The 20,271-nt window shown below is 33.9% G+C and carries 12 protein-coding genes; 7 read left to right on the top strand and 5 right to left on the bottom strand.

The window, feature by feature from the left end:
- Positions 1-156 precede the first annotated feature (156 nt).
- From gyrB to secDF, 5 genes are all read left to right on the top strand, one after another.
- Positions 157-2,094, top strand: coding sequence for a DNA topoisomerase (ATP-hydrolyzing) subunit B (gyrB, locus tag ACP15M_RS14030; RefSeq protein ID WP_425077828.1), 1,938 nt, complete (start codon positions 157-159; stop codon positions 2,092-2,094).
- Between the two features lie 155 nt (positions 2,095-2,249).
- Positions 2,250-3,296, top strand: coding sequence for a DUF6588 family protein (locus ACP15M_RS14025; RefSeq protein ID WP_425077827.1), 1,047 nt, complete (start codon positions 2,250-2,252; stop codon positions 3,294-3,296).
- A 123-nt stretch (positions 3,297-3,419) separates the two neighbouring features.
- On the top strand, positions 3,420-4,346 hold the full coding sequence (gene mdh / locus ACP15M_RS14020; RefSeq protein ID WP_425077826.1) for a malate dehydrogenase: 927 nt from the start codon (positions 3,420-3,422) through the stop codon (positions 4,344-4,346).
- Between the two features lie 74 nt (positions 4,347-4,420).
- Positions 4,421-5,047: a hypothetical protein gene (locus ACP15M_RS14015; protein ID WP_425077825.1), complete on the top strand. Its 627-nt coding sequence runs from the start codon at positions 4,421-4,423 to the stop codon at positions 5,045-5,047.
- Between the two features lie 175 nt (positions 5,048-5,222).
- Positions 5,223-8,183 (top strand): protein translocase subunit SecDF, encoded by a 2,961-nt coding sequence (gene secDF / locus ACP15M_RS14010; protein ID WP_425077824.1) that lies wholly within the window; start codon positions 5,223-5,225, stop codon positions 8,181-8,183.
- Positions 8,184-8,427: 244 nt separating this feature from the next.
- On the opposite strand, the gene ACP15M_RS14005 is transcribed toward secDF, so the two are convergent.
- The 5 genes from ACP15M_RS14005 to folE form a co-directional block, all read right to left on the bottom strand.
- The gene (locus ACP15M_RS14005; RefSeq protein WP_425077823.1) at positions 8,428-8,931 is read right to left on the bottom strand and encodes a DUF192 domain-containing protein; all 504 of its coding nucleotides are present in this window, start codon (positions 8,929-8,931) and stop codon (positions 8,428-8,430) included.
- Between the two features lies 1 nt (position 8,932).
- The gene (gene lgt / locus ACP15M_RS14000; protein ID WP_425077822.1) at positions 8,933-9,856 is read right to left on the bottom strand and encodes a prolipoprotein diacylglyceryl transferase; all 924 of its coding nucleotides are present in this window, start codon (positions 9,854-9,856) and stop codon (positions 8,933-8,935) included.
- Between the two features lie 182 nt (positions 9,857-10,038).
- Complete coding sequence (gene yidD, locus ACP15M_RS13995; protein ID WP_425077821.1) at positions 10,039-10,275, bottom strand: membrane protein insertion efficiency factor YidD; 237 nt, start codon at positions 10,273-10,275, stop codon at positions 10,039-10,041.
- A 44-nt stretch (positions 10,276-10,319) separates the two neighbouring features.
- Positions 10,320-11,801, bottom strand: a complete 1,482-nt coding sequence (cysS, locus tag ACP15M_RS13990; RefSeq protein WP_425077820.1) for a cysteine--tRNA ligase — start codon at positions 11,799-11,801, stop codon at positions 10,320-10,322.
- A gap of 25 nt (positions 11,802-11,826) precedes the next feature.
- Positions 11,827-12,504, bottom strand: a complete 678-nt coding sequence (gene folE / locus ACP15M_RS13985; protein WP_425077819.1) for a GTP cyclohydrolase I FolE — start codon at positions 12,502-12,504, stop codon at positions 11,827-11,829.
- A gap of 203 nt (positions 12,505-12,707) precedes the next feature.
- On the opposite strand from folE, the gene ACP15M_RS13980 reads away from it, so the two are divergent.
- Together ACP15M_RS13980 and ACP15M_RS13975 are read left to right on the top strand one after the other, a co-directional pair.
- The gene (locus ACP15M_RS13980) at positions 12,708-13,184 is read left to right on the top strand and encodes a hypothetical protein (RefSeq protein ID WP_425077818.1); all 477 of its coding nucleotides are present in this window, start codon (positions 12,708-12,710) and stop codon (positions 13,182-13,184) included.
- Positions 13,185-13,201: 17 nt separating this feature from the next.
- Complete coding sequence (locus ACP15M_RS13975) at positions 13,202-20,266, top strand: T9SS type B sorting domain-containing protein (protein WP_425077817.1); 7,065 nt, start codon at positions 13,202-13,204, stop codon at positions 20,264-20,266.
- Positions 20,267-20,271: the final 5 nt, after the last annotated feature.

Raw genomic sequence — 20,271 nt, 5'->3', positions numbered from 1 at the left:
ATTATTGCATTCAATCCATAAAAAGCTTTTAAAAAGCCTCTTAAATTCGTATCTTTGTTTATGTTCAAAAGGATGCTTAATAGCGTCTTTTTTTATGTTAGAAAGGTTGGTCAAACAGCTTTTAACTAATAAACTTTAAACATTTAAACTCAAAACATGAGCGAAGAAAATAAAAAACAGTATTCAGCAGATAGTATTCAAGCACTTGAAGGAATGGAACACGTTCGTATGCGTCCATCAATGTATATTGGTGATGTTGGTGTACGTGGTCTGCATCACTTAGTATATGAAGTTGTCGATAACTCTATCGATGAAGCTTTAGCAGGACATTGCGATAATATTACAGTTACCATTAACGAAGATAACTCTATCACTACCGAAGATGATGGTCGTGGTATTCCAGTAGGTTTGCATAAAAAGGAAGGTGTTTCTGCACTTGAAGTTGTAATGACTAAAATTGGAGCAGGTGGAAAGTTCGATAAAGATTCGTACAAAGTATCTGGTGGTTTGCATGGTGTTGGTGTAAGTTGTGTGAACGCTTTGTCAGAACACTTAAAAGCCACTGTACATAGAGAAGGTAAAATTTGGGAGCAAGAATACGAAAGAGGAAAAACATTGTATCCAGTAAAAACAGTTGGAGATTCAGATAAAACAGGAACAATTGTAACCTTTAAACCTGACCCAACAATATTTACCCAAACTTTAGAATACAATTATGACACTTTAGCAAGTCGTTTGAGAGAACTAGCCTATTTAAATAAAGGAATTACAGTTCACTTAATTGATAAAAGACATAAAAATGAAGAAGGCGAATTTGAAGGTGAAACATTTCATTCTGAAGAAGGTCTTAAAGAGTTTATTAAATTCTTAGACGGAAACAGAGAACCTTTAATGAAAGATGTAATTTCATTTGAAGGTGAAAAAAATGGAGTACCTGTTGAGGTTGCTATGATTTATAATACATCTTATGCTGAAAATTTACACTCGTATGTAAATAATATTAATACGCATGAAGGTGGAACACACTTATCTGGTTTTAGAAGAGGTTTAACACATACATTAAAGAAGTATGCCGATACTTCAGGAATGCTAGATAAGCTTAAGTTTGACATTGCTGGTGATGATTTTCGTGAAGGATTAACAGCGATTATTTCTGTAAAAGTTGCCGAACCACAGTTTGAAGGACAAACAAAAACAAAGTTAGGTAACAGAGAAGTATCTGCATCTGTGAGTCAAGCTGTTTCTGAAATGTTAACCGATTATTTGGAAGAGCATCCAGATGATGCCAAAACCATTGTTCAAAAAGTAATCCTTGCTGCTCAAGCGCGTCATGCTGCTCAAAAAGCTCGTGATATGGTTCAACGTAAAACCGTTATGAGTATTGGTGGATTGCCTGGTAAATTAAGTGATTGTTCTGAACAAGATCCTGCAAAATGTGAAGTATTCTTAGTTGAGGGAGATTCGGCAGGTGGAACTGCAAAGCAAGGTCGAGATAGAGCATTTCAAGCTATTCTACCACTTCGTGGAAAAATACTCAACGTTGAAAAAGCGATGCAGCACAAAGTGTTTGAGAACGAAGAAATCAAAAATATTTTTACCGCTTTAGGTGTTACTATTGGTACTGAAGAAGATAGTAAAGCTTTAAACTTATCTAAATTACGTTATCACAAAATAGTCATTATGTGTGATGCCGATATTGATGGTAGTCATATTGCAACATTAATTTTAACATTCTTCTTCAGATATATGAAAGAACTCATTGAAAATGGACACATCTATATTGCAACACCTCCTTTATACTTAGTAAAAAAGGGAGCGAAAAAGCAATATGCATGGTCTGATAAAGAACGAGATGAGATTGTAGCAGAATTTGGTGAAAATTCAAAAATTCAGCGATATAAAGGTCTTGGTGAAATGAATGCAGAGCAGCTTTGGGATACCACAATGAATCCTGAATTTAGAACCATGCGTTTGGTACAAATTGATAATGGAGGTGAAGCCGATCGTATTTTCTCAATGTTAATGGGAGACGAAGTACCACCACGTCGAGAGTTTATTGAAAAGAATGCGATTTATGCTAATATTGATGCATAGCAAAAAAATAATTTTATATAAAAAGCCGTTACATTTATGTAGCGGCTTTTTTATTTTAAACAAGCATGACATATCGATTAAATACGTTTTTTATCGATAAAATACATAATCATCAATTTTTTTACTACATTTACCTAAACTTTAATTTGTAGATTATGAAAAAGTTTATCGTAGCTTTTGCGCTATTATTTTCAATACAACAAACCCAAGCACAAGAGTTAGAAACAATTTTATTAGCAGCCGATGATGCTAGCTTGCTTACAGAAAATTATTTAAATCCAGCAGTAAAGGGTTTAATGTATGGTATGAATGGAGGTTGGTATACAACTGCTAAAACTCATAAAAAGTTTGGCTTTGATGTTACTATTAATGTAAATGCTTCTTTTGTACCTAGTAAAGAGCAAATGTTTGCTTTTATTCCAAGTGACTACACGTTTTTAGCATTACCAAATGGAGAAACCAAATTAAATACGGTTATGAGTGAAAATGATTCAGAAACAGAAATTAATATTAGAATTCCAATTGATAATGACGAGTTTAAAGTTGCGAGTTTTGATATGCCTGGAGGTATTACTGATGATCTGCCAATAAATGCAGTCCCAACTCCAATGGTTCAATTAGGATTTGGATTACCTTTTAAAACAGATATCAAACTTAGGCTATTACCAAACTCAAACTTTGATGATAGTGTAGAAGCAAATATTTTTGGAATGGGTTTACAGCATGACTTAATGCAGCATTTTGGACCTTTAGAAAAGTTACCTTTAAATGTTTCTATTTTAGCAGCTTTTACAAATATGAAAGTGACTTATGATGTTGAAGATGAGGAGCCTGATGATGAAGTTGCGGTATATAATGGTGAGGCCGAATTTAAAATGAACACTTGGACGATTCAAGCGATTGCTTCATTAGATTTTAAAATTATCACGCTTTACGGAAGTGTAGGTTATAATAACGGAAAATCTACTGTAAAAATGAAAGGCGATTATACCTTAACTTACGATATTGAAGATGATAATGGTAATGTTATTAGAACAGTTGATGAATCTATTAGCGATCCTATAAGTTTAGATTTTGATGCTAATGGCATGAGAGCAACAATTGGTACAAGATTGAACTTAGGTTTTTTCAAGATTTTTGCAGACTATACCTTACAAGAGTATAATACAGCTTCGGCAGGAATTGCCTTTAGTTTTAGATAGATTTTTATAAATAAAATAAGTCCTTAAAAGCGTGAGATTTAATCTTGCGCTTTTTTCTTTTAAACCTCAAAAAGTTGTAATTTTGCAGTCGAAATTAACAACACAAATAAAAAATATAAAAACATGAAAGTAACAGTAGTTGGAGCAGGAGCAGTAGGCGCAAGTTGTGCAGAGTATATTGCGATTAAAAACTTCGCTTCAGAAGTAGTCATTTTAGATATTAAAGAAGGCTATGCTGAAGGTAAAGCAATGGATTTAATGCAATGTGCTTCTTTAAACGGATTTGATACAAAAATTACAGGAAGCACTAACGATTATTCTAAAACAGCAAATAGTGATATTTGTGTCATCACATCAGGTATTCCAAGAAAACCTGGAATGACACGTGAAGAACTAATTGGTATCAATGCTGGGATTGTAAAATCGGTTTCTGCTAGTTTGGTAGAGCATTCTCCAAACACAATCCTTATTGTTGTGAGTAATCCTATGGATACCATGACGTATTTGGTTCATAAAACTACTGATTTACCTAAACATAAAATCATAGGAATGGGAGGAGCTCTAGATTCTGCTCGTTTCAAGTATAGATTAGCTGAAGCTTTAGATGCTCCAATTTCTGATATCGACGGAATGGTAATTGGAGGTCATAGTGATAAAGGTATGGTGCCTTTAACATCTCATGCAACTAGAAATAGTATTAATGTTTCTGAATTTATTTCAGAAGAGCGTTTAAATCAGGTTAAAGAAGATACTAAAGTTGGAGGAGCAACTTTAACGAAGTTATTAGGTACATCTGCTTGGTATGCACCTGGAGCTGCAGTTTCTGGATTGGTACAAGCTATTGCCTGTGACCAAAAGAAAATGTTTCCTTGTTCTGCCTTATTAGATGGCGAATATGGTTTAAGCGATTTATGTATTGGAGTTCCTGTAATATTAGGACGTAATGGTATTGAAAAAATTGTTGATGTGCCTTTAAGTGATGCAGAAAAAGCACATATGGCAGAGAGCGCTGAAGGTGTTAAAAAAACAAACGGATTATTAGAATTCTAATAATTTAGTTTATAGAATGATACTCAAATAAGGACTGTAATTTACAGTCCTTATTTTTTTTATATATTTGGCGCATGAATAAAAAATGGTACATCAGTGCTTTAGTCATTATTTTAGCTGTACTAGGTGGTATTGTATCGCAAGAACAAAACCAAACACCTAATCAGGAAATTGTATTACAATTTTCAGATAAAACAGTTACTTCAAATGAAGCTCAGCATACGATAACTGTTATAAAAGAACAGTTGCATGCTATTGGTGTTCATAATATTTCTGTGGCAGATTTTGAAGAAGGTTATCTAAAAATAAGCTATTTCAGTAATACAGATGTCGCAAGTATTAAAAAAATACTTTCCGAAGAGGAATCTCTTAAAATAGATCAAGGTATTCCTTTTGAGTTTCCTTCAGATAAACATAATATTACTTATAACTTAGATGTGTATGAAATCCAGAATGGATACGAAAATGCATTTCAGTTATCAGGTAAACTTGGTATTGAGCATAAGACAGACAACGATCGTCTATCTAATGTAAACACTTATGCAAATTCGAAATCTTCAAATTATACGGTTTGCGAATTAAAAATTAATGTTGCGTATAGGTTCCATAGTCATATTGGAATAGCAATAGATCACATTACTCATAAAATCCCAGAGGTTCGAGCAGGACCTAACGCTTTTGGGATTTATGGTATTAGCTAAACGCTAAAACTTCCCATTGAACTTCAAATTACATTTTAAAGAATACTTTTCGTAAGTCATCGAAAAGCATTCTAAACACTATATATAAACCCAAAAATTAATTGTCAGATTAAGTGTAAAGTATATATTTGCGCTTCCGAAAAAAAGGAAACATTTGACATAAAAAACTAAAGAAATGCAAAACAAAGGATTAGTTAAGCTTTTTGCGCTGTTATTTGGATTGGTAAGTATTTATCAATTATCATTTACGTTTAAAGCGAACCAAGTTGAAAAAGAGGCAAAAACCTATGCCGAAAGTAAATTTACAGATAGCGAAGCTATCAACGAAGCAGAAGTCCGTTACTTAGATTCTATCTCGAGTCAAGAAGTCTTCGGAAGCTTCACATTTAAAGACGTTAAAGAGAAATCGATGAATCTTGGTCTTGACCTTAAAGGAGGATTGAACGTGATTTTAGAGATTTCTGTAAAAGACATTTTAAAAGGTCTAGCAAATAATAGTAAAGATCCAGCTTTTAATAAGGCATTAGCTGATGCTGAAGAAATTCAGAAAGATGCTCAAGAATCTTACTTAGAATCATTTTACCAAGCTTGGGACGATATTAAAGGTGATCAAAAATTAGCATCTCCAGATATTTTTGCTAACAGAAGTTTAGATGATGTAATCAATATCAACATGACTGATGATGAAGTGAAAAAAGAAATCGAAACTAAAGTTGATGAGTCTATCGTTTCTGCTTTTGAAGTATTACGTAAACGTATTGACCAGTTTGGTGTTACATCTCCAAACATTCAACGTTTAGGAAACACAGGTCGTGTATTAGTTGAACTTCCAGGAGTTAAAGATGTAAAACGTGCTACAGAATTAATTACTACAACTGCACAATTACAGTTTTGGGATGTAGATAATGGTCAGACACTTGGTAACTTTTTTGCAGCCTCTAATGAGACACTTAAAAAGGTATTAGGAGTTGAAGAAAAAGAAGAAGCTGTTAAAACTCAAGATTCTACGTCAACAGAAGATAGTACTGTAGATGATTTGCTAGGTGAAACGTCTACAGATTCAACTGCTGTAGATCAAGTAAATCCATTATTTGATTTAGTTGGACCACCACGTTCTGGTGGAATGATAGGAATTAAACTTGAAGATAAAGAAAAGTTTCAATCATATCTTGATATGCCTCAAGTACGAGCTAATCTTCCTGCTGATGCAAGAAACATTAAATTCGCTTTTGGATTGCCAACTACTGATGAAGAAACTGGTGTTGAGTATGTAGATTTATATACTTTAAAAGGAAATAGAGATAACGAGCCAGAATTAAGTGGAGCTGTAATTACAGATGCTCGTCAATCGTATAGCAATACAAATAAACCATCTGTTACCATGCAGATGAATGCTAAAGGTGCTAAAAAATGGGAAGAAATTACAGGTAGAGCATTTACTAATAAATCTCAAATTGCCATTGTTTTAGATGATATAGTATATTCTGCACCGACAGCATCTAATGGAGCAATTTCAGGTGGAAATACAGAAATCTCAGGAAACTTCACAGTAAATGAAGCGATAGATTTAGCTAACGTGTTAAGAGCAGGTAAGTTACCAGCTTCAGCAGATATTGTTCAAGCGGATCAAGTTGGACCTTCATTAGGAAAAGAAGCTATTGAGAGTGGTACAAAATCATTCTTAATTGCATTAACATTAGTATTAATTTGGATGGTATTGTATTATGGTAAAGCTGGTATTTTTGCAGATATCGCATTATTGTTAAATATCTTATTAATCTTTGGTGTGCTTTCTGGTTTAGGAGCTGTATTAACACTTCCTGGTTTAGCAGGTATCGTATTAACAATTGGTATGTCTGTAGATGCTAACGTACTTATCTTTGAGCGTGTTCGTGAAGAATTAAGCAAAGGTAAAGCCATGAAAGAAGCGGTTAAAGATGGTTTTGCTAATGCATTGTCTTCTATTTTAGATGCCAACATTACAACAGGTTTAACAGCCTTAATCTTATTTGTATTTGGTACTGGACCAATTAAAGGATTTGCAACAACTTTACTTATTGGTATTGTTACCTCTTTGTTTACAGCTATTTTTATTACACGTTTGTTAGTAGATTGGTATGTAAACAAAGGAAAGCAATTAGATTTCTCTACATCAATTACAAAGGGCTTATTCAAGAACATGAATATCAAATTTATTGCGAAGCGTAAAGTGGCTTATGTAGTTTCTGGTATTTTAATCTTAGTGAGTTTAGCATCGTTGTTTACTAACAAGTTAGATCAAGGTATCGATTTTGTTGGAGGAAGAACTTATCAAGTGCGTTTTGATCAAGCTGTCAGTTCTGAAGATGTGGCTAAAGACTTGAATGCTGTCTTCGGAAGTGCTGAGGTGAAAACGATTGGTGCAGCAAATCAATTAAAAATTTCGACAAAGTATAAAGTAAATGAAAATTCAGCTGAAGCTGATGAAGAAGTACAAACCATGTTGTTTGATGGGTTGAAATCTTACTTACCAGCAAATATTACATATACTGAATTCTCTGAAGCTACTAATGGCGTAGGAAAAGTATTGTCAAGTAAAGTAAGTCCAACAATTGCCGATGATATCAAAAAGGAATCATTTTGGGCTGTTTTAGGATCTTTAGTTGTGGTATTCTTATACATTTTATTCCGTTTTAAAAGGTGGCAATTCTCAACTGGTGCAGTTGTAGCTGTATTCCATGATGTGATTATTGTACTAGGTATTTTCTCGTTACTATATAAGTTCATGCCATTTAGTATGGAAATCGATCAAGCTTTTATAGCAGCAATTTTAACTGTAATTGGTTACTCGCTTAATGATACAGTGGTTGTATTTGATAGGATTAGAGAGGTTATTGCAGAAAGAGCAGGATTTAAAGGTGGTTCAAATATTAACTCGGCAATTAATAGTACTTTAAGTAGAACATTAAATACGTCATTAACAACCTTAGTAGTGTTATTAGCGATGTTTATATTTGGTGCAGATTCATTACGAGGTTTATTATTTGCATTAATAGTAGGTGTAATTGTAGGTACATATTCATCTGTATTTATTGCAACACCAATTATGTACGATACCTTAAAAGATAAAGGAGAAGCTCCAAAAGAAGAGGAGTAAAACTATAACCTTTATAGGTAAAAAAAAGCCATTCATATTTGAATGGCTTTTTTTATGTTGATACAGTTAGGTTGAGCGTAGTCGAAACCTCTTTAAGAAAGCTACTAGGTTCTATTTTGTTTGAATTGTCATTTCGATAGAGAGAAGTATCAACGACGAGAAATCTTTAGGCTCAGTGGAGCTAAGTCTTATAAAATAAATTGTTGAAATTCCTCCTCATGCTTCGTTAGGAATGACATTAAATTTAGTCATTAGTGAATTCTATATAATCTCCTTTTTCTAAAGTCCAAGTGTCACTTAATCCAGCATTGACTTCCAACACATATTTTGCTGGAGCTTCGGAAGGCAACGAGGTTTCATCAAAAGGTTTAGCGTTTTTTTGAATACTTACAATGCGTTTCTCTTCAGAAAGATAAATGATGTCTAAAGAAATTTCAGTGTTCTTCATATAGAAACTTCTGTAATCTGAATCTGGAAAAACAAACAGCATAGCTTGATTGTCTTTCATACTTTTGCGATACATCAAACCTGTTTGAGTAGAGTAGTCATCGTCTGCAATTTCAATATTTAAATGAGATACAATCGAATCTGAAGTTGCTTTTTTGATTTTGAGTTCGCCTTCCTTTTTAAAGGAGATAACAACAGATTTGACAGACGTATTTTGTTTTTCCTCTTTACATGAAACACTCAAAAAACAAATAATACCAAATGAAGATATGGCAAATAGTTTTAACCAATAGCGTTTCATGTTAACTTAGTTTGCTTTTTGGTTTATAAACAAACATAAAGTACAATCCTATTAAAATAAACGGAATACTTAATAACTGACCAGTATTGAGTAACCAATCTGCACGTTCAATGTTTTGAGGTTCTTTTACATATTCTACAAAGAATCTAACGGTCCAAAGTAGTACTAAAAACAAACCAAATAAAAAGCCTTGTTGCTCGCGCTTATTTGTTTTCCAATAGAAAAACATTAAAATTAAAAACACAAATACATAACAAAAGGCTTCATACAATTGTGCAGGATGCCTTAAAGGAACTTGAGCTAGCAAATCGGCATATTTAGGATCGTTTCCTAATGCTGTATAAGCATCTTTAACATCTTTAATGCCTGTAATTTTAACAACTTCATATTTGTTGTAGGTGTCTTGAATAAAGTGAACACCAAATGAAGATTCGGTAACTTTTCCTATAATTTCAGAATTGATAAAATTTCCTAAACGTACAAATACAGCTCCAAGTGATACAGGAACAACCACACGATCAAGAATCCAAAGCACAGTTTTTTTGATTACTTTTTTATTATACAAGTACATCGAAATAATCATTCCTATAGCAGCTCCATGACTTGCTAATCCTTGAAAACCAGTAAATTCAATACCTCCTTTAAATTTAAAAGGAAGAAAAATACTAAAAAAGTCTTCATTGATTAATTCAGATTGATAAAAAAAGACATGGCCTAATCGAGCACCTAACATGATACCAACAACCGAGTAAATAAAAAGCGAATCAAGAGCTTCATTAGTTTGGTTTTCATTTTTATAAATGCGCTTTATAATATAAAAACCTAACAGAAAAGCAACAATCCACATTAAACTGTAATAATGAAGTGTGAAAAAACCTAAGTCAATTCCTTTGGAAGGATTCCAAACGATATTTAAAGCGTGCATATAATTTATTTAGTTGTGTAAAGATAGTATTTATGCTGAAAAGTTGTAAACCTTAAGATAAGTTTTAATCTTCTTTTTCAGGAACAGGAGTAACCAGAACGTACCCAAGGCGACGGAACGAAGTAGAAAATGTTCGGTGAACATTTTTTAGAGAACGTGCGAGAATGCGCTTAGGCAAATTTTTAGTTGTCATCCTTTTCAGGAACAGGATCGTAACCAGAACGTCCCCAAGGATGACAACTAAAAATCCTTTTAATTGCCAGTCTTCCACCTTTAAATAAACCGTGTTTTTCAAGCGCTTCTTTAGAATAATGAGAGCACGTTGGTTGAAATCTGCAAGATGCTGGTGTTATTGGTGAAATAAATAACTGATATATTTTAATGATAAAAAGAAAAGGTGCAACGAGTATTTTTTTCATAACAATTGCATAAAAATAATCACAATTAAATATCCATTATGGATTTAATTGGTCGAAAATGTCGTGCCATCCTTTCCGTCCTTTAGCTGAATGCCTTTCGCAGCCAATTCATCACGAATTTTATCTGATAATGCAAAATCTTTATTGGCTCTAGCGTCTTGTCGTAATTGTATCAATAATTCAATAGCTCCTGACAATTTTTCTGTACTAGTGTCAGATGTAGACGTGTTCACTAAACCTAAAACATCAAATGTAAATGCATTCATGGTTTGTTTTAAGTCTTCTAAATCTTCAGATGTTAGAGAAGCATTATTGCTTTTTATTTGATTAATCAACTTTGAAGCTTCAAAAAGATGTGCAATTAAAATAGGAGAATTAAAATCATCGTTCATAGCATCGTAACATTTTTGTTTCCATTCTGAAACATTAAATGTTGATGTTGAATCAGCTTTTAAGTCGTTCAATAAATTAATCGCATCCATAAGCCTATTAAGCCCTTTTTCACTTGCCGATAAACCATCGTCGGTTAAGTCAAGAACACTTCTATATGAAGACATGGCATTAAAAAAACGAATGACACTTGGTGCGTAGGCTTTACTGAAAAATGTGTTGTTTCCAGATAATAATTCATCTGGATTAACAGTGTTTCCTGTAGATTTAGACATACGCTGTCCGTTTAACTGAAGCATGTTGGCATGCATCCAATAATTTACAGGAGTACAACCTTTGGCAGCTTCATTTTGAGCGATTTCACATTCGTGATGTGGAAATTTTAAATCCATACCACCACCATGAATATCAAAAGTATCACCTAAATATTTTGTACTCATGGCTGTACATTCTAAATGCCATCCAGGAAAACCGTCTCCCCAAGGAGATGGCCAACGCATTATATGTTGTGGTTCGGCACGTTTCCAAAGCGCAAAATCTTGAGGATTTTTCTTATCAGATTGTCCATCAAGAGCTCGAGTGTTGTGAACTAAATCTTCTAACTTACGTTTGCTTAACTTTCCGTATGTTTTAGATTCATTAAACTTGTGAACATCAAAATACACAGAGCCATTTACAACATAAGCAAATCCATTATCAATGATTGTTTTTACAAGCTCAATTTGTTCAATAATATGACCAGTAGCTGTAGGCTCAATGCTAGGAGGAAGAAAATTAAGTGTGTTTAATATGTTATGAAAATCTACAGTATAGCGTTGTACAACTTCCATTGGCTCAATTTGTTCTAAACGTGCTTTTTTAGTGATTTTATCTTCACCAGCATCGGCATCATTTTCTAAATGTCCAGCATCTGTAATATTTCTAACGTAGCGTACTTTAAAACCTAAGTGTTTGAAATATCTGTAAATCATATCAAACGACATAAAGGTTCTTATGTTTCCTAAATGTACATTGCTATAAACGGTTGGACCACAAACATACATGCCAATATAACCTTCTTCAATAGGTTTAAAAACTTCTTTTTTTCCTGATATCGAGTTATAAATTTGAATGGTTTGGTCTTGATATAGCTGCATGTTGTTGTAAATAAGTGTTTAGAAATTAAAACTCTGTTTCTAATTTAATGTAATCTAAAAATTCTCTTTTGGTATCTTTGTTTTTGAATTGACCTCCAAATTCTGAAGTCACAGTGCTACTATCAATATCTCTAATTCCTCTTGAATTTACGCAAAGATGTTTTGCGTCAATAATACAAGCTACATCTTCGGTGTTCAATGCTTTTTGAAGTTCTCTTACTATTTGAATAGTTAGGCGTTCTTGAACTTGTGGTCTTTTGGCATAATAATCTACAATACGATTCATTTTAGAAAGGCCTATAACAGTTCCGTTTGAAATATAAGCGACATGTGCTTTTCCAACAATAGGAAGCAAATGATGCTCACAAGTAGAATACACTGTAATGTTTTTTTCTACTAACATTTCACCATACTTATATTTGTTGTCGAATGTAGATGCTTTAGGTTTTCTCTTTGGATCCAATCCACCAAAAATTTCGTTGACAAACATTTTAGCAACACGATTAGGTGTACCACTCAAACTATCATCTGTTAAGTCAAGTCCTAAGGTTTCCATGATGTGATGTACGTCATCTTTAATGATATCCATTTTTTCATCATTTGTCAATTCAAATGCATCTTTTCTTAAAGGAGTATCTGCAGAAGTGCCTACATGATTATCTCCAATAAAATCAAAATCCTCTATGTCTTTTTCTATTTTCATAATTAAATAATTTCAAAACCAACCTTATAAGTTAACTTTTAGAGCTTGCAAAGATAAACAATTAAAAAAAGTTAATGCCTAGGTAGGAGTTTTTTAATCTTAAATGTTATAGTAATGTTAGCATTTGTCGAAATGTGTCTAGCAATATTAACAGTATATTATTAAAAAATTATTAAATTTCGGGTTTCTAAAAAAAACAAACTATGAAAAATAATCACTTGTTAGTAGTGGGTCTGCTACTAAGCTTTTTAAGTTTTAATTTATCTAATGCTCAAACAGATGTAATAGAGCAAACTAATGAATCAATTAAGTATCATGCCAATGTTAATAATTCTTTAACCAAAAAGGAATTGAGCCAAATTAAAGAAGCTTATGGAGATATGGCTGAAACATTAATTTTAAATCATCCTCAAAGACTAAAAGATTTAAAACATTTATTGCGTAATAGAATTGAAATTTACACCCAAGATGATATAGCAAAGCAAAAACAGACAAAACTTTTGTCTGAAGTCTTGCTTTTTACCAAATACAATAAAAATTTAAAACGAGATACTGAATTTCGTTTAGAGACTTTCAATCCTCTTAAATATGAATTGGATTTTTTTGCCAAAGGAACGTATGTTTATAGAATAGATAATACCAATTATTTTATTCAAATAACTTCTCAATATAGACAATAATTTTTTGAAAGATTAAGATGAAAAGAATTACTTTATTATTACTATTATTAGTATCAGCGATAACTTACTCTCAAGATGTTTTAATGCAAGATGGTGTCTTTAATAGATGCGAGCCAGATATGTTTTATGATTCAGGAGGAGAGTTTGGTTCCTATTCTGATAATGAAAACTTTGTAGTTACCATTTGCGCGGCAACGGCAGGAGATTTTGTGAGATTAAATTTTACAGAGTTTAGTACACAATTAAATAATGATATTTTAACAATTTATGATGGAGATGATATTTCAGCTCCAGTAATAGGAGCCTTTTCAGGTGTTAATAATCCTGGTTTAGTAGAAGCAAGTAGTGCAAGTGGTTGTTTAACATTAGAGTTTGTGTCAAACGGAACTGCAACAACTACTGGTTGGATTGCTGAAATTTCATGTTTAACACCTTGCCAATCAATAGTAGCATCTATAGATAGTACTGTGCCAGCAGCTACAGGTGGTGTTGTAGAAGTTGATCCAGGAGAGATTGTGCAATTTAGTGGTAGTGCAACTTTTTCTAATAGTGGAGCAAATGCTTTATATACTTGGGATTTTGGAAATGGCAATAGTTTAACAGGAGAAAATGTTAGTTATCCTTTTCCTAACCCAGGAACATACACTGTAACATTAATAGTTTCTGATGATAATCCATTGGGTTGCTCAGGTAGTACTTCAATTACAGTTGATGTGTTAGACAATGATACTTGTGCAGGAGCCTTACCAATATGTTCAGGAATTAGTAATGTTCCATCACCTGTAGGAATTGGAAATGCAGAAGCAGGAATTGATTATGGATGTTTAGGATCAGAACCTAATCCTCGTTGGTATTTTTTACAATCAGGAGATACAGCAGGTGACCTAAACTTTACTTTGACGCAGGATACAGGACAAAATGGAACAGGAACAGGTATTGATGTTGATTTTATCATTTGGGGACCTTTTTCAGAACCAGTTTGTGGGTCTGCAAATCTTAATAGCTCTACTGAAGTAGATTGTAGTTATTCAGCTGCAGCTGTAGAGAATATTAATATCCCAAATGCACCACCTAATTCGGTGTATATGTTATTAATAACTAATTTTAATGGTGGAGCTGGATATATTAACCTAGAACTCGATCCTTCATCAACATCAGATACTAATTGTGATATTATATGTCAAGTAGATCTTGGTGATGATCAAGAACTATGTAGTGGAGGTTCTTATGAAATTGTTCCGGATTTCTCTGGTGCTTTTAATGTTTTTGAATGGCAAAAGGATGGAGTGACTATTCCTGGGGAAACAGGTTCTTCGTTAACAGTTACAGAGTCAGGAACATATACTTTACTGGCTGATGGGTTTGATGCTATATTTGGAGACCCTTGTAGTACGCAAGATGAAGTTGTTATTACTATTGAAGACGCATTTTCAATTAATGATATATCAATTGTAGAATGTAGTGCTGCTGCTTCAGCTCAATTTGATTTAGAGAATGAAGTTTCAAACATATTGACTCCTTTAGATCCTGTTGATTATACGGTGACGTTCTATAATACACAAACAGATGCCGAAAATGGATTGAATGAAATAAATCCAGCTAATGACTATACTGGAACTAATGGAGAGATTATCTATGTTAGAGTAGAAGCTGTAGGCACAGATTGTTATGAAACAAGCCAGATTGAATTGATTATTTCTGGAGCACCATTTATAAATCCTGTCTTAGACATGGTACTTTGTGATGATGTTAGTAATGATGGTGTAGAAGCTTTTGATTTAGATTCGCAAATACTAACTGTTTTAGGAACTCAAGATCCAGCACTATATGAAGTGACTTTTCATACATCATTTTCAGATGCAGATTTGGGAGTTGATTCTTTAACCAGTCCTTATACAAATACTGTAAACCAAGAAAATATTTTTGTTAGAGTTACTACAATTTCTAATCCAGTTTGTTATGTGGCTTCGCCAGCTTCTGTTTTTGATTTAATAGTTGATGTGAGAGCGATTGCTAATACTGTAGATGATATGGTAGTTTGTGATGACATTTCAGCAGATGAAATAGAATCTTTTGATTTAAATTCTCAAATAACAACAATACTTAATGGGCAAACAGGTGTGTCTCTTACATTTCATCCAACACAGGCAGATGCAGATGCTAATACCAATGCTTTGACTAGCCCTTACACAAATATATCTAACCCTCAAACTATATATGTTAGAGTAGAAAACGATTTGAATACTTTATGTTTTTCTACGACTACTTTTGATTTAATAGTGAATCCAAAGCCTACAGTTGTTGTTCCTTCGCCATTACAAGTTTGTGACGATGATACAGATGGTTTTGCAGTTTTTACTTTAACTGATGCTAATACAGAAGTGATTAACGGTCAAGCTAATATTGTTGTATCATATTATGAAACACTTGCTGATGCTAATTCATCTATAAATGAAATTTTCTCACCTTACACTAATATAGTTGCAAACTCACAAACTGTTTATGTAAGATTGGATGACACATCAAATGGTTGTTATAACACAACGACATTGGATTTAGAGGTTATAGAGAATCCAATAGCGAATGTAGTAACAGCGATAGAGGTTTGCGATGATGACAATGATGGTTTTACGAGTTTTGATTTAAGTTTAGCTGATGCACAGGCCATAGGAGGACAGGTTGGTATGGTAGTGACGTATCATGAGACACAGAGTGATGCCGACAATGGTGTTAATGATTTACTGGTTCCATATGATAATATTGTACCAAATGTACAGACGGTTTATGTTCGAGTAGAGAGTGGTTCGACAGGATGTTATGACACAACAGATTTAACATTGATAGTAAATCCATTACCAGATACAGTTCCAGTGACAGCATATGAGTTATGTGATTATGATTTACCTGGCGATGAGGTAGAGTTATTTGATTTAACGACAAAAGATGTAGAGGTTGCTAATGGTCAATCGGTAGCTGTAAGTTATTATGAGAGTTTAGCTGATGCACAGGGTTTAGTTAATCCATTAGGGAGTCCATATAGTAATACGAGTAATCCACAGACGATTTATTATGCCTCGGTAAATATGGCTACAGGCTGTATAGCAACAGGGAGTTTTGATTTGGTAGTTAATCCATTACCAGCATTAGTAGTTCCATCAGATTTAGAGGTTTGTGATGATGGAGTTCCAGATGGATTAACGAGTATAGATTTGAGTATAAAGAATGTAGAGATAACAGGTAATAATCCTAATTATACAGTAAGTTATTATTTAACACAATCAGATGCCGATAATGCGGTAAATCCTTTACCAATTCCATATACTAATACGATTAATGGGCAAATAATTTTTGTAAGAGTTCAGGATATCAATACAGGCTGTTATGCAACAACGACCTTAACATTGGTTGTAGAGCAGGCACCAGTAGCATCTACACCAACGCCAATGGAGTATTGTGATGCAGATAGTGATGGGTTTGGAGTGTTTACCTTAACCGATGCAAATACAGAGATAACAGGAGGCGATCCGACGCTGACAGTAAGTTACCATGAGACAATGGCAGATGCAGATAATGATGTTAATGCCTTAACGAGTCCGTATAACAATATAGTAGAAGATCAACAAACGATTTATGCACGTGTAGAGAGTGCTACTATAGCGACAGATTGTGCGACTATAGTAGAGCTTATATTGATAGTAAATCCGACACCACAGATAGAGGACCCAACACCACTAGAGGAATGTGATGATGTTTTAGCAGATGGCTTTGCACAGTTTGATTTAACGAGTAAAGACTTAGAGATATTAGATGGTTTAGATCCTTTACAGTATATAGTAACTTACTATGAAGTAGAGGCAAATGCCGATTTAGGGGTTAATTCAATTTTAAATCCAACAGGTTATATTAATACGACAGCTTTTATGCAAACTTTATCAGTTCGTGTAGAAGACACAGTCAATGGATGTTATAAGTTAACGAGCTTAGAATTGATTGTAAATGCGCTTCCAGTATTGGTTCAACCACAGCCATTAGAGTTATGTGATGATAATAACCCAGGCGATGAGGTGGAAGCCTTTACCTTAGAGGATGCTAATGCGGAGATGTTAAATGGTCAAACAGGAATTAGTTTTACGTATTACGAGACGCAGTTAGATGCAGATAATGGGACGAATCCTATTGTGAGTCCTTATATGAATACGAGTAATGCTCAAACGATATTTGTTAGGGCTACCGATGATGTAACAGGATGTTCAGTTAGTACAACAGCGACGATACTTCTAAGAGTAAATCCAATACCATCACCAGCAGCACCAACAGATTTAGAGGTTTGTGATTTAGATAATGATGGTTTTGAGGCGTTTGATTTAGAGAGTAAGACTGTAGAGATAGAGAATGGAGAATTAGATATTGAAATTACCTACCATGAAACGCAGAGTGATGCAGACATGGATATAAATGCACTTACGAGTTTATATACAAATATTGTTATGGATGAGCAAGTGATTTACATTAGAGCAGAGAATATCAATACAGGCTGTTACAATACCTCACAGACATTAACCATACGTGTATTACCATCTCCAGAGGTTCCAACAGCGATAGATGATTATGTGATATGTGATACGAATGATGATGGCTTTGCCCAGTTTGATTTGAGCAGTAAGGATTCAGAGATTTTGGGCACACAAGTTCCATCAGATTTTATGCTCACTTATCATGTGACAGAAGCAGACGCAGATTCAGGAGCAAATCCAATAGCTAATGTTACCAATTATACCAATGTTACTAATCCGCAGACGATTTATGTACGCTTAGTAAGTAATGTAAATGGATGTGTTACTTCTACAGGTTTCTTTGATATTCGAGTAGAATTACCACCAGAGGCAGTGCAACCAACACCATTAGAGTTGTGTGATGATTTAATAGCCGACGAGGTTACTGTTTTTGATTTAACAGTAAAGGATAATGAGATTACAGGAGGTGAGGCAAGTTGGAGTGTGTCTTATTATGAGACAGATGCAGATGCACAGGCAGAGATTAATGCAGTAGATGCAGAGAATTACACTAATACTTCAGTTAATGGAGCACCAGCAGCCAATCCACAGACTTTATATGTTGTAGTTACCGATACTGATACAGGTTGTGTAGATTATACAACACTAACCATACGTGTGTTACCAAACCCAACACCGAGTTTAGATCCAGAGGATTTAGAGTTGTGTGATGATGTGAATCCTAGTGATATGGAAGAGGAATTTGATTTGACATTGAATGAGGCTTATATCATTAATGGTGAGTCAGGAGTAACGGCAACCTATCATGAATCTGAGGAAGATGCAGAGCTAGACCAAAATGCTATAGCAGATCCAACAGCTTATACCAATACGAGTACACCACAGACGATTTATGTACGTGTAGAAAATGATATTACAGAATGTTATACAATAGTTACTTTTGATATCATAGTGAATCCATTACCAGATGTTGTAGCAGTTACAGATTTTATACTTTGTGAGTTAAACACCGATGGTATTGATGAGTTTGATTTAACTAGTAAAGATGCCGAAATATTAAATGGACAAGATCCTATGTTATTTACAGTAACGTATCATGTATCACAAACAGATGCTGATGATTTGGCCAATCCATTAGTGAGTCCGTATATGAATGTTACGAATCCACAACCGATTTATGTAGCAATTACAAATAACAATACAGGTTGTTCAATAAGTACACCAGTGTTTAATATAGAGGTTCATGAGGCAGCCGAGGCAACATCACCAGCACCATTAGAGGAGTGTGATGATGAGATGGATGATGATGGTGATCCAAGTAATAATAGTACACAGTTTAATTTAACTGATGTAGAATCTCAGGTATTAAATGGTCAAGATCCAGCAAATTATATAGTGACTTATTATGAGACAGTTGCAGATGCTGAGTTAGGAGTAAATCCATTACCATTTTTATATGAGAATATTGTCAATCCACAGGTGATTTATGCACGTGTTGATAATGACACACAAGAAGTAGCGTTGTTGAATTTAGATTTATCAGCAGTAACTATGGCATTAGATTTTGATGGTGATGGTAATGACGATACAATAGATGTTGATAACGATGGCGTATTTGATTTAATAGATGTAAATAACGATACGTTACCTGATGGATTTGATGTTGATGGCGATGGACTTATTGATTATATAGATTTAGATGGTGATGGTTTAGGAGATTTTGTAGATATCGATAATGATGGCGTTATAGATAATTCAATTGATTCATCAATTTGTTATGCAGTAGCACCAGTTGAATTAATAGTACATCCACGACCAGTATTTGATTTAGAAGACAGTTATATATTGTGTGTAGATACAAATGGAACGGAAGTTTTAAATGTACCAGTCTTAGATACAGGACTAAGTACACCAGATTATTTGTTTGAATGGAGTTTAGATAACATGGTGATACCAGGAGCTACAGAAGGGAGTTATATACCAAGTGTTGGAGGAACTTATAGTGTTATCGTTACAGATGCAGTGACAGGATGTTCAAACTTTGATAATCCAGTTGTTACAGAGGTTATAGAGAGTTCACCACCAACAAGTATATTGACAGATGTAACGACAGATGCGTTTTCAGAGTTACATATTATAGAAGTTACAGTGACAGGTTTAGGAGTTTATGAGTATAGATTAGATGGAGGCGCATGGCAGGAGAGTCATATTTTTGTAGATGTCTTGGCAGGCGATCATGTTGTAGAGGTAAGAGATACGATAGGTTGTGGATATGCAGTTGATACGGTAACAGTGATGGATTATCCGAAATACTTTACACCAAATGGCGATGGATTTAATGATACATGGAACATAAAAGGTATTGCTGACCAACCAAGCGCAAAAATTTATATATTTGACAGGTACGGAAAACTAATGAAGCAGATAAGTCCAACAGGCGAAGGCTGGAATGGAACCTATAATGGAAGCCCAATGCCATCGAGTGACTACTGGTTTGTGGTTGAGTACATTGAACCTAATACATTACAACAAAAAGAATTTAAAGCCCATTTTACCCTGAAAAGATAAATTAG

The organism is Psychroserpens sp. S379A, assembly GCF_049800755.1.
Taxonomy (GTDB): Bacteria; Bacteroidota; Bacteroidia; order Flavobacteriales; family Flavobacteriaceae; genus Psychroserpens.
Note: the sequence above shows the minus strand (reverse complement) of the source record. Positions and strands in the feature narration are given on the sequence as shown.